The organism is Bacillus sp. KNSH39 (genome assembly GCF_052656585.1).
Genome location: NZ_JBQXYO010000001.1, coordinates 2,794,473 through 2,806,836, shown reverse-complemented (window position 1 = coordinate 2,806,836; position 12,364 = coordinate 2,794,473). Strand labels below are relative to the sequence as shown.

At 36.8% G+C, this 12,364-nt stretch carries 13 protein-coding genes; 9 read left to right on the top strand and 4 right to left on the bottom strand.

Features of this window, described 5'->3' with window-relative positions; translation table 11 throughout:
- The first annotated feature begins 240 nt into the window (after positions 1 to 240).
- Positions 241 to 1,008 (top strand): tRNA threonylcarbamoyladenosine dehydratase, encoded by a 768-nt coding sequence (locus ACUL40_RS14335; protein ID WP_000903179.1) that lies wholly within the window; start codon positions 241 to 243, stop codon positions 1,006 to 1,008.
- Positions 1,009 to 1,664: 656 nt separating this feature from the next.
- Here the strand turns inward: ACUL40_RS14335 and ACUL40_RS14330 are convergent.
- The gene (locus ACUL40_RS14330) at positions 1,665 to 2,306 is read right to left on the bottom strand and encodes an RsfA family transcriptional regulator (protein WP_000857709.1); all 642 of its coding nucleotides are present in this window, start codon (positions 2,304 to 2,306) and stop codon (positions 1,665 to 1,667) included.
- 37 nt (positions 2,307 to 2,343) lie between these two features.
- On the bottom strand, positions 2,344 to 3,630 hold the full coding sequence (locus ACUL40_RS14325) for a replication-associated recombination protein A (protein WP_000812943.1): 1,287 nt from the start codon (positions 3,628 to 3,630) through the stop codon (positions 2,344 to 2,346).
- 293 nt (positions 3,631 to 3,923) lie between these two features.
- Between ACUL40_RS14325 and cymR the strand changes: the two genes are divergently transcribed.
- The 7 genes from cymR (at position 3,924) to ACUL40_RS14290 (ending at position 10,317) form a co-directional block, all read left to right on the top strand.
- Positions 3,924 to 4,340, top strand: a complete 417-nt coding sequence (gene cymR / locus ACUL40_RS14320) for a cysteine metabolism transcriptional regulator CymR (protein WP_000704116.1) — start codon at positions 3,924 to 3,926, stop codon at positions 4,338 to 4,340.
- A gap of 35 nt (positions 4,341 to 4,375) precedes the next feature.
- Positions 4,376 to 5,521: a cysteine desulfurase family protein gene (locus ACUL40_RS14315; RefSeq protein ID WP_000439884.1), complete on the top strand. Its 1,146-nt coding sequence runs from the start codon at positions 4,376 to 4,378 to the stop codon at positions 5,519 to 5,521.
- A gap of 16 nt (positions 5,522 to 5,537) precedes the next feature.
- Entirely contained in the window at positions 5,538 to 6,653 is a 1,116-nt protein-coding gene (mnmA, locus tag ACUL40_RS14310) for a tRNA 2-thiouridine(34) synthase MnmA (protein WP_001038010.1), read from the top strand.
- A 109-nt stretch (positions 6,654 to 6,762) separates the two neighbouring features.
- Positions 6,763 to 7,422, top strand: a complete 660-nt coding sequence (locus ACUL40_RS14305; protein WP_000066409.1) for a tetratricopeptide repeat protein — start codon at positions 6,763 to 6,765, stop codon at positions 7,420 to 7,422.
- A 95-nt stretch (positions 7,423 to 7,517) separates the two neighbouring features.
- Complete coding sequence (recD2, locus tag ACUL40_RS14300) at positions 7,518 to 9,854, top strand: SF1B family DNA helicase RecD2 (RefSeq protein WP_000528082.1); 2,337 nt, start codon at positions 7,518 to 7,520, stop codon at positions 9,852 to 9,854.
- A 127-nt stretch (positions 9,855 to 9,981) separates the two neighbouring features.
- Positions 9,982 to 10,170: a hypothetical protein gene (locus ACUL40_RS14295; RefSeq protein WP_000469281.1), complete on the top strand. Its 189-nt coding sequence runs from the start codon at positions 9,982 to 9,984 to the stop codon at positions 10,168 to 10,170.
- 18 nt (positions 10,171 to 10,188) lie between these two features.
- Positions 10,189 to 10,317 (top strand): YrzQ family protein, encoded by a 129-nt coding sequence (locus ACUL40_RS14290; RefSeq protein WP_001053553.1) that lies wholly within the window; start codon positions 10,189 to 10,191, stop codon positions 10,315 to 10,317.
- Between the two features lie 46 nt (positions 10,318 to 10,363).
- Here the strand turns inward: ACUL40_RS14290 and ACUL40_RS14285 are convergent, their stop codons facing one another.
- Positions 10,364 to 10,576, bottom strand: coding sequence for a hypothetical protein (locus ACUL40_RS14285; RefSeq protein WP_000242535.1), 213 nt, complete (start codon positions 10,574 to 10,576; stop codon positions 10,364 to 10,366).
- 176 nt (positions 10,577 to 10,752) lie between these two features.
- On the opposite strand from ACUL40_RS14285, the gene ACUL40_RS14280 reads away from it, so the two are divergent.
- Positions 10,753 to 11,820 carry an AI-2E family transporter gene (locus ACUL40_RS14280; protein WP_000793128.1) on the top strand — a complete coding sequence of 356 codons (1,068 nt, stop codon included), beginning with the start codon at positions 10,753 to 10,755 and terminating at the stop codon, positions 11,818 to 11,820.
- A 44-nt stretch (positions 11,821 to 11,864) separates the two neighbouring features.
- Here the strand turns inward: ACUL40_RS14280 and ACUL40_RS14275 are convergent, their stop codons facing one another.
- The gene (locus ACUL40_RS14275) at positions 11,865 to 12,209 is read right to left on the bottom strand and encodes a PH domain-containing protein (RefSeq protein WP_065382168.1); all 345 of its coding nucleotides are present in this window, start codon (positions 12,207 to 12,209) and stop codon (positions 11,865 to 11,867) included.
- Between the last annotated feature and the right edge of the window lie 155 nt (positions 12,210 to 12,364).

The following is a 12,364-nucleotide window of genomic DNA, read 5'->3' as shown; positions in this document are numbered from 1 at the left end:
CCAGTCCGGTGCTCGAGTAGTGTTTCTACACTGCGCTCCTCCTGGTTTCAGCGCCTTGATCTGCTCGGTTCTCTAAATCCTCTTTTTTAAACGTGTATTTAGGAAGAAATAAAATTCTGGTCTATGTTTTCATTCTCGAAATATGTATTTTTAGGAATTCTATAACTTTTTCTATACAAATAGTCGGAAAAACGCTAGAATACATGGTAGACCATTTTTGTAATAGGAGTGTAGAGCTGAATGTTACATCAATTTTCACGTAATGAATTAGCCTTCGGTAAAGAAGGACTTGAAATATTAAAAAATAGTACAGTCGGTATTTTAGGAATTGGCGGTGTAGGTTCTTTTGCAGCTGAAGCGTTAGCACGTTCTGGCGTAGGACGTCTCGTATTAGTTGATAAAGACGTTGTAGATATTACAAACGTAAACCGTCAAATTCACGCTTTAGTATCTACTGTAGGACGTTCAAAAGTAGAATTAATGAAAGAGCGTATCGCGGACATTAACCCAGAGTGTGAAGTAATTGGACTAGAAATGTTTTATACAGATGAAACATATGAAGAGTTCTTTAAGTACGGTTTAGACTTTGTAGTGGATGCATCTGATACGATTACGTTCAAAATTCATTTAATTAAACAATGTTTACGTCGTAAAATTAAAATTATCTCAAGTATGGGTGCAGCGAATAAAATGGACCCAACTCGTTTCCGTATTGCGGACATCTCTAAAACACATACAGATCCAATTGCGAAAGTCATTCGTACGAAGCTTCGTAAAGAGGGTATTAAAAAAGGTGTAAAAGTTGTCTTCTCTGACGAAAACCCAATCGTAATTCGTGAAGAAGTACGTAAAGAAATTGTACCAGACGAGAATGCAAAAATTCGTAAGGCGAAATTACCGCCTTCATCAAATGCATTCGTACCATCTGTGGCAGGCTTAATTATGGCAAGTCACGTTGTACGTGAACGCATTAAAAACGTAGAAGTGAAACGTGTAGGGCAAGAATAAAAGAAAAGCATATATCCATTTTGGATATATGCTTTTTTATATGTATTAAAGAAATATGAATATTTGCATCACTACTAGTTCAAATGTAAGTAAGGTTAGTAAGCAATAATCATATTTATCTGATTTATAGGCGGATGTCTTTTTTAGACTGTTAATGGTGAAAAGAGCTAAAGTTAGGACGAGAAGGCCAAGAGTTATTTTGAAGATTATTAATGAAATAGCAACCATCTCCCTTTAAAGGTATATGTTTATAATAACATTTTAGTAAAAAATATCCAATGCGTTTTAGGAGTTTCCTTGTATGACAAGGAGGAATGTTATTGTCAATCTTTGTCGTTAAATCGATATCCTTTATTGAATCGTTGATATATTGTAAGTTGTGATAGATATATTTGAAAAATCGTTGATATATTGCAAGTTGTGATAGATATATTTGAAAAATCGTTGATATATTGCAAGTTGTGATAGATATATTTGAAAAATCGTTGATATATTGCAAGTTGTGATAGATATATTTGAAAAATCGTTGATATATTGCAAGTTGTGATAGATATATTCGAAAAACCGTTAATATAATTTCATTTATCGATATCTATATATGGTTCACCGAAAACAAACAGGGATGTCACTCAGTTAAAAAAGTGACATCCCTGTTTTTAATTCTCTGCAGAATAAATAATATCTAAATTCCCATTTTGATCGGTTTTGAAAATCGGGGCAATTTGCTCTTCTTGCTCTTCGACTGAAACAAGTTTTCGAGCACGATCCATAATTCGAACAAGCATCGCGTAATCTTCTTCGATTGCTTGTTGTTTTTTTGTGAGTACCGCTAATTTCGTTTCAAGTTCATGATTCGTTTTTTGCAGAGAGGTGAGTTGAGCTTGTAATACATCATTTTCAGTTTGCAACTTTGCAAGTGAAGGATTGTTATGTTCTAAATTTTGTAAAAATGAAATGACATTTTGCATTGTAAGATCTTGTTTACTTGGCGTAATATCTTCTGAAAAATCGGCGTCAATTACGAGTTGTTTCGTTTTCGTGAACCGATCTTTTTCTATATTAGCTTCAGAACGTTTTAATTCTTTACGTTGTTTTTTTGCAAGCTGCACCGCATCTTCGTAATTCGGTCTTACTTCAGCATTCCATCTAAAACCACAAGCTGCGGAAGTGCGGTTTAAAGCGTCGCCAACTTCATCAAACGCTTTTATTTGTGTACTTCCGCTGCGAATATGTCGCAAAACAGTTTCTGCTAAAAGGAGATCATCTTCTTTTGTCCATGCATCTTGACGTGTTTTCATAAGCGAAGCCTCCATAATGGTGACGTTTTCGTTTATGTTACCCTTTATTTTTCGTTTTATTCGAAGTTTGTAATCTTTCATAAACAGTAGAAAGTGCTTGCTCAAATTTTCCTGTCGTTTTCGGTTTATAATATTGCTTGCTTTTTATTTTATCAGGTAAGTATTGTTGCCTTACCCAGCCGTTTGGATGGTCGTGCGGATATAAATATCCAATGCCTCTTCCAAGTGATTCTGCGCCTTTGTAATGACTATCTTTTAAATGGCTTGGAATGTCACCTGTTTGACCGTTGCGTAAATCGTGTAATGCAGCATCAAGTGCTTTATAAGCTGAATTTGATTTTGGTGATAAGCATAGCTCGATAACGGCATTTGCAAGTGGGATGCGTGCTTCTGGGAATCCAACTCGTTCAGCTGATTCAATTGCAGCTAGTGTACGTGGTCCAGCTTGTGGGCTAGCAAGTCCAATATCTTCATAAGCCATAATAAGAAGGCGTCTGCCAATGCTTTGTAAATCACCTGCTTCAATAAGGCGTGCTAAATAATGGAGTGCTGCATTTACATCACTTCCGCGCACTGATTTTTGAAATGCTGATAATACATCATAATGAGCATCGCCGCCTTTGTCGTGGACGAAGCTCTTCTTTTGTAAGCATTCTTCTGCAATCTCGAGTGTGATTTCAGCCGCTTGATCGTCTGTAGTAAAGCTAGATAATACAGCAAGCTCAAGTGCGTTATAAGCGGAACGCATATCACCACCAGAGGCGTTTGCAAAGTGATGTAGTGCTTCATCTGTTACCGTTACTGCATATTCTCCAAGCCCTTTTTCTTTATCTTCTAAAGCTCTTTTTAACCCAATTAAAATATCTTCTTCTGTTAGTGCGTGTAATTCGAAAATTTGACACCTGCTTCGAATAGCGGAGTTTATTGCATGGAATGGATTACTTGTCGTAGCACCAATTAAAGTAAGAAGTCCGCTTTCTAAGTGAGGTAATAGAAAGTCTTGCTTTGCTTTATCTAGACGGTGAACTTCATCTAAAATTAAAACGAGGTGTCGATGCATCTTCGCTTCTTGTACGACAACTTCCATATCTTTTTTATTGTGAGTAACAGCGTTCAATAGACGAAACGGGGTACCGGTACTTCCTGCAATTGCACTGGCAATGGATGTTTTTCCTGTACCTGGAGGACCGTATAAAATCATAGATTGAAAATGATTGGCTTGGACCATTCGCCATAAAATCTTTCCTTCACCAACTAAATGTTGTTGCCCAATAATTTCTTGAATATTTGTAGGGCGCATTCGATGTGCGAGTGGTTGTTTCATTTGGACCGTCTCCCTTAATATATAATCTCGTTCTATCGTATCATTTTTTTCTACGGAATTTGAAATAGGATGCTGTTTTATGGGAAAAATGAAGGTTAATATTTTCATTTTTCTTTCAATTGTAATAATTTCCGAGTTTTTCAATGTGATTTTATGTTATCATTTTGATACACAAGTTGAAATTTCTTATAATACTATATTATGCTATAATTTCATAGGATTTTAAATTGTGTTCTTTTTATAAATAAGATATAACCAATAGAAGTGAAAATTTGAAAAGAGGTGCAAAATAGATGAAGATTTCAACAAAAGGCCGCTATGGCTTAACAATTATGATTGATCTTGCAAAAAAGTTTGGTGAAGGTCCGATTTCATTAAAATCAATTGCGCAGGCGCATGACTTATCCGAGCATTACTTAGAGCAATTAATTTCACCACTTCGTAACGCTCGTCTTGTAAAGAGTACGCGCGGGGCATACGGCGGATATGTATTATCTGATCAACCGGCTAACATTACAGCTGGGGATGTAATCCGTGTATTAGAGGGACCGATTAGTGTTGTAGAAATGATAGAAGAAGAAGAGCCAGCACAGCGCCAGTTATGGATGCGTGTTCGTGATGCGGTGCAAGAAGTGTTAGATAGTACAACGTTAGAAGATTTAGTACGTTATGAGGAAGAAAATCACGGGGGCTATATGTTTTACATTTAATTCCTTGTGAAACGATTTGGAAAGAAGGAGATTTAATGGAACGCATTTACTTAGATCATGCTGCGACATCTCCGACTCACCCAGAAGTGGTCGAAAAGATGATTCCATATATGACAGAAATATTCGGGAACCCGTCTAGTATTCACTTTTATGGACGTCAAACTCGCCATGCAGTAGATGAGGCGAGACGAGTGTGTGCACGCAGCATTCATGCGAATCCGAATGAAGTTATATTTACGAGCGGTGGTACAGAAGCTGATAATTTAGCGCTTATCGGTGTAGCACGTGCGAACCGTCATAAAGGTAACCACATAATAACGACGCAAATTGAACATCATGCGATTTTGCATACGTGCGAATTGTTAGAGCGTGAAGGGTTTGAAGTGACATATTTACCTGTCGATGAAACAGGGCTTATTCAAGTTTCTGACATACAAAAGGCATTAACAGAAGAGACGATTCTTGTATCTGTTATGTTTGGGAATAATGAAGTAGGGACAATGCAACCAATTGTGGAAATAGGAAAGTTGCTAAAAGATCATCAAGCTTATTTCCATACAGATGCGGTACAAGCTTACGGTTTAGTAGAAATTAATGTGAAAGAGTTTGGAATTGATTTATTATCAATTTCAGCTCATAAAATTAATGGGCCAAAAGGTGTAGGGTTCTTATACGCTGGTGCAAATGTGAAATTTGAACCGTTATTAATAGGCGGAGAGCAAGAAAGAAAACGCCGTGCTGGTACGGAAAATGTGCCTAGTATTGCTGGGCTTCAGCATGCAATTCTTATAGCTGAAAAAACTCGTGAGCAAAAAAATGCCCAATATGAAGAGTTTAAAGATATAATGGTATCTGTCTTCAAAAATGAAGGCATTACTTTCGAGGTAAACGGAAACTTAGAACATCGCTTACCGCATGTACTTAATGTAAGTTTTACAGGAATGAACATTGAACCATTTCTTGTGAACTTAGACCTTGCTGGCATTGCAGTATCAAGCGGTTCTGCTTGTACAGCTGGTTCGATTGATCCATCACATGTATTAGTAGCGATGTTTGGAAAAGACTCCGATCAAATACGTTCATCCGTACGCTTTAGTTTTGGACTTGGAAATACGAAAGAGCAAATTGAAAAAGCGGCGTACGAAACAGTGAAAATCGTGAAGCGATTAACACAAAATTAGCATGGGAGGTGACATGATGAACAAACTACCTCACGAAACACGCGTTGTCATCGGAATGTCCGGTGGCGTCGATTCATCTGTAGCAGCACTTTTATTAAAAGAGCAAGGTTATGATGTAATCGGAATTTTTATGAAAAACTGGGATGATACAGATGAGAATGGTGTCTGCACAGCAACAGAAGATTACAATGATGTAATTGAAGTGTGTAACCAAATTGGTATTCCGTATTATGCAGTAAACTTTGAAAAACAATACTGGGATAAAGTATTTACGTACTTCTTAGATGAGTATCGAGCTGGTCGTACACCAAACCCAGATGTAATGTGTAATAAAGAAATTAAATTTAAAGCATTTTTAGAGCATGCAATTGCGCTTGGTGCAGATTATGTGGCAACAGGCCATTATGCACGCGTTGCTTATATGGACGGCGAATATAAAATGCTTCGCGGCGTTGATGACAATAAAGATCAAACATATTTCTTAAATCAATTAAGCCAAGAGCAATTATCAAAAACAATGTTCCCGTTAGGTGAATTAAAGAAACCGCAAATTCGTGAAATGGCGAAAGAAGCTGGCTTAGCGACAGCGGCGAAAAAAGATAGTACAGGTATTTGCTTCATTGGTGAGCGTAACTTTAAAGATTTCTTAAGTAACTACTTACCGGCACAACCAGGTGTAATGCAAACATTATCTGGTGAAGTGAAAGGGAAGCATGACGGTTTAATGTATTATACAATTGGACAACGTCATGGCCTTGGAATTGGTGGTAATGGTGATCCATGGTTTGCTGTTGGGAAAAATCTAAAAGAAAACATTTTATATGTTGATCAAGGATTCCATAACGAACTTCTATATGGTGATGAAGTTATTGCTACGAATGTAGGATGGGTAAGTAACAAAGAAAAAGAAACCGAATTTAAGTGCACGGCGAAATTCCGTTATCGTCAAGAAGACAATAAAGTAACGGTTCAAATCGTTGATGAAAATACAGTTCGTATTCTTTGTGATGAGCCAATTCGTGCAATTACACCAGGACAAGCAGTCGTTTTCTATGATGGAGATGAGTGCTTAGGCGGTGCTACAATTGATGAAGTATACCGTAGTGGTAAGAAATTGGATTATTTAGGATAAACGAGAAGCCTCTGCCGATTAGCGGTTAGAGGTTTCTTTTACATAAAGCGAATTTTCGTTCGCTTGGAAAATACATTCTTTGTTATAATTTGTTGTAGAGGTGAAGGACATGTCAAACAAACTTGAAACAGGTATTCAATATATGCAAGAAGGAAACTGGGAAGAAGCAGCTAAAAATTTTACAGAAGCAATCGAAGAAAATCCGAAAGATGCGCTTGGATACATTAATTTTGCAAATTTATTAGACGTATTAGGTGATAGCGAGCGAGCGATTTTATTTTATAAACGCGCACTAGAGTTAGATGATAAATCTGCAGCTGCCTATTATGGTTTAGGAAATGTATATTATGGCCAAGAGCAATTTACTGAGGCGAAAGCTGTATTTGAACAAGCAATGCAAGCTGGATTACAATCAGCTGATGTAACATTTATGTTAGGTATCACACATGTACAGCTTGGAAATGATCGTCTTGCACTACCATTCTTACAAAGAGCAACAGAATTAGATGAAAACGATGTAGAAGCTGTATTCCAGTGCGGACTTTGCTTCGCGCGATTAGAACATGTTCAAGAGGCGAAACCTTATTTTGAAAAGGTATTAGAAATGGATGAAGAGCATGCAGATGCGTATTACAATTTAGGTGTTGCGTACGTATTTGAGGAAAATAATGAGAAGGCTCTCGCTTTATTTAAGAAAGCAACTGAAATTCAGCCAGATCACTTTTTAGCGGGTAATGGCGTTCGTTTATTAGAGCAAGAAGCTGAATAAGATAAAAATATAGTTTAATGGGTAGTTATCCCTCATCTAAAAAGGTGGGGGATGTACTGCTCATTAAAGTGAAAATATCGGAAAGGAGAGGAAAGATGGGAAATCAACATGCAATGGATTTGTTTGAGGAAGAAAAAAAGTTTATAAAAGCGCAAGTTCTTCATACCATTTTCCACAACGAAGAAAACCTCTATTCCGTTGTCAGTATGAAAGTCATTGAAACGAATGAAACGTATGACGAAAAGAAAGTAATGATAAACGGTCATTTTCCCCGCATGCATGAAGATGAAGTGTTTACATTGACAGGTCATTTTAAGGACCATCCAAAGTATGGAAAACAATATATGGTTGAAACATTTAAAAAAGAATTGCCGCAAACAAAAGCAGGTATGGTGCAATATTTAGCGAGTGATTTATTTAAAGGGATAGGAAAACGTACAGCTGAAAAAATTGTGGACCATCTCGGAGAACATGCTATTTCTAAAATTATGGATGACCCTGAGGCGTTAAATGGTGTTGTTAATAAACAAAAGGCTCAGGAAATATATGAGACAATTGTTGAACATCAAGGATTAGAGAAAGTAATGAGCTTTTTAAATGGCTACGGTTTTGGAACGAAACTTTCTATTAAGATTTACCAGCAATATAAAGAGATGACATTAGAAGTGATTCGTAATAATCCGTATCAACTTATTGAAGAAGTGGACGGGATTGGTTTTGGAAGAGCGGATGATATAGGGCGTGCGTTAGGGATATCGGGTAATCATGACGACCGTGTACGAGCGGGATGTTTTTACACATTAGAGAATGTCTCATTACAACTTGGTCATGTTTATATGAGGAAAGATCAACTTGTAAGAGAAACGATGTCACTTTTAAACAATCAAGAAGGAAGAGTGACTGAGGAAGATATTATAGGTTGTATTGAAACGATGCAAAGTGAAGGGAAAGTCATCATAGAAGAAGAACGAGTGTATTTAGCGACGTTATTCTACTCTGAAAAAGGTGTTGTAAAGTCTATTCGCAGGCTTATGAATCAAGAAGAAACACCTTCATTTCCAGAAGCGGAAGTGTTAAAAACGTTAGGTGAAATTGAAGAACAACTGAACGTACAATATGCACCGTTTCAGCAAGAAGCAATTCAAACGGCACTTCATAAACCGATGATGTTATTGACAGGTGGACCAGGAACAGGGAAAACAACAGTTATTAAAGGGATTGTTGAAATGTATGCGTCACTTCACGGATTATCGTTAAATCCGAATGAATACAGTGATGATAATCCATTTCCAATACTATTAACAGCTCCAACAGGAAGAGCAGCTAAGCGGATGAGTGAATCGACAGGACTTCCAGCTTGCACAATTCACCGTTTACTTGGTTGGACGCCAGAAGGATCTTTCCAGCGTAATGAAACGGATCCTGTCCAAGGTAAGCTCCTTATTATCGATGAATTTTCAATGGTTGATATTTGGCTTGCAAATCAGCTATTTAAGTCGTTGCCGACGAATATTCAAGTTATCGTTGTAGGTGATGAAGATCAGTTGCCATCTGTAGGACCTGGACAAGTATTAAAAGATTTATTAAATGCAGGCGCAGTTCCGACAGTGAAGCTTACTGAAATTTATCGTCAAGCGGAAGGCTCATCAGTGATTCAACTTGCCCATGCGATAAAAAATGGAACTCTACCACCAGATTTAGCGCAAAACAAAAAAGATCGTTCGTTTATCAGCTGTACAGGGGCTCAAATTGTTGAGGTTGTGAAAAAAGTTTGCGAAAATGCTAAAACAAAAGGCTTTAGTGCAAGGGATGTTCAAGTATTAGCACCGATGTACCGCGGGCCTGCTGGTATTAATGTATTAAACGAAGCGCTGCAACAAGTATTTAATCCGAAGAGGGAAAAGAGTAAAGAAATTGCTTACGGTGATGTTGTGTACCGAAGAGGTGATAAAGTACTGCAACTCGTGAATCAGCCGGAGAGCCAAGTGTTTAATGGTGATATTGGGGAAATTGTTTCGGTGTTTTATGCAAAAGAAAACGTTGAGCAACAAGATATGATTATCGTTTCATTTGATGGAATTGAGGTAACGTATACGAAGCCCGATTTAAATCAAATTACGCATGCATATTGTTGTTCCATTCATAAATCACAAGGTAGTGAATTTCCGATTGTTATTATGCCAATCGTGAAAAGTTACAACCGTATGTTACGTCGTAATTTAATTTACACGGGTATTACAAGAAGTAAGAAGTTCCTTATTATTTGCGGGGAGGAAGCAGCTTTCCAATCTGGTGTAAATCGCCTTGATGATGCAATGCGTCAAACAACTTTAGCTAGTCGCTTGCAAGAATCACAAGGAGAAGTACAGATGGTCACAGTTAATGGCGAGGAAATGGACGTGGAAAACATTTCACCGTATGATTTCATGTAACAAGGTGAAATTATATAGTGAAACTTTCAAACGCATAGCGTTGAAAGGCTCCAGTAATGTATAAATGAATGCAGTTTGGACATAATGGCGAATAGAATCTGGGAGACTGTAAGGAGATGAAAGCCATATGTTCATTTGTCCAAATTGCAAAGGGAAAGACATTGGAAAAATAGGTGTCAACCAATTTTATTGCTGGAATTGTTATATCGAATTATCGGTTTCAAAGGGGAAAATCCATACACATCAAGTTGAGGAAGATGGTTCATTAAGCTCTCTTGATGATTTATTTGATGAGAATGAAAGAACGATCGGATAACGAAAAGGGGGATTTACTTTGAATCTACGCAATTCATTAATCGCATTAGGTGTTGGAGCTGCAGCATATCAATATGCTCGTAAACAAGATGTATTTTCAAAACGCAATATGAAAAAAGCACGTAAGATGATTAAGTCTTACTTATAATCATTTCGATAAATTGAAAAACTCCCTTGTAGACAAGGGAGTTTTTTTATGCACCCATATGCAAATAAAAAAGTCCGATCTCTGAGAAAAGATAAGATAGACCGTAGCAGCCAACGCCAAGTATTCCATACTGCCATAATTGCTTCGCTTTTTCTTTACGTGAGGAATGAATAAAGAACCCCTTCCAAATACCGAACCCGATACAAATCCATTCAAGAATCATAAAAAGTGCTGATAATCCAAGCATAAACAAAACCATAATTAGCCCTCCTGATTATATTAATTCATGCTGTATTCTCAGGGGTGGTTGTCCTTGTTATGTTATTTATATGTACGTCTTTAAAAAACAGTATGGTCCGTATGAAAAGATTTTAAAAGTTTCGCACATAACCTACCCCATTTATTTTCAAAATAAAGGTGGAGGAGGTTTTTCATGTGAAGAATCTTAAAATCATTTGGATATATCGTTTAGGATTATTGTTACTTGTTTTTCTTTGTCTGCTCGTCTTTTTAAAAATTAAGCCGCTATGGGCACCGATTATTTTTGTATTTAAAGTAGCAATCACGCCGTTTCTTATCGCGTGTTTTATTGCGTATTTATTGCACCCTTTAATTGAAAAAATTCATAAGGAAGGGATGCCCCGTACACTTGCCATTTTGCTCATTTATATCCTTTTCTTTGGCGGAATTGGTTATGGGATTTATAAAGGAACACCAGTCGTTATTAAACAGTTACAAGAGATTAATGAACAATTTCCCCAGTTTACAAAGATGTACGATTCGTGGATGGATGGCGTTACAGAACAAACAGCGAATTTCCCTTCGTTCATTCATGAAAAGGTGAAACAACTTTTTGTGGGTGTGGAAACGAAGATTCAAGCGCTTTTAAATAAAGTGATGAGTACAGCTCGTGGTGTACTCGATTCATTGCTCATTATTTTCTTAATACCGTTCATTGTATTTTACATATTAAAAGATTATGGTGAGTTTTATCATATCTTTTGGAAACTAGTCCCAAGTAAATGGCGAGGTACGGGGCAAATGCTTGCGAAAGAAATTGATAAGTCACTTGGAAGCTATATTCGAGGACAGTTATTTGTTTGTTTAGTATTAGGGGGAGTATCAGCTCTTTCTTTTTGGTTTATCGGTATGAAATATCCATTATTGCTTGGCATTATTATTGGGGTAACGGATATAATCCCATACTTCGGTCCTATTTTAGGAGCGATCCCGACGTTAATGATTGCAGCAACAGTATCAACGAGTTTACTTATTAAGGCGGGGATCACGATTGCGATTTTGCAATTTGTGGAGAGTAACATTTTATCGCCTTACATCGTTGGTAAGTCACTTCGTATGCATCCCGTTATTATTATGCTTGCCTTACTAGTTGGGGGAGAGGTAGCTGGGATTGTAGGATTGCTAATATCGGTTCCGATTTTAGCAGTTATTCGCACTGTCATTGTTCATGTGAGACCGCTCTTGAAAAAAGAAGATGTGTAAGTATAGAAGCCCTCTATGTAAGAAATAGAGGGCTAATCATATATTTATTTAGAAAGTTGCTCGTGTATTTTTTGAATGAGGGAGCTCACATCATTTGTTTGAATATGTTTTATTTTTTTCCATTCGTTATCATACATAAATATAATTTGATTGTTGAAAAGACGCTTTTGTTCTTTTAGATTAGAAATTTTTGCGAAAGAGTACTCTTCAAATATTGGATTCTTACTTACATCTGGCCCATAAAAGAATAGTCTTTTGTTCGTTAAAATTAGCAATCCTGGCCTTGCGACGGAACGATAAATAAATATGTCTAATGAACATGCTGCGTAAAATAATATCGTTTCGTCAGTCGCTAATATGTTTTTAGTTTTGCTAAGTAAGGTTGTCATTGTGATCGCTCCTTTATTTTATTAACAATAATTTAATTGTAGCAAAAAAAGTAATATTTAGAAATTTTTATAAATCATTCTTATAAGGAGATTCCGATTTGTTAATAAACGCATAATATATGAAAAGGCTGTTAAGAATGAATAGTAGAATACCT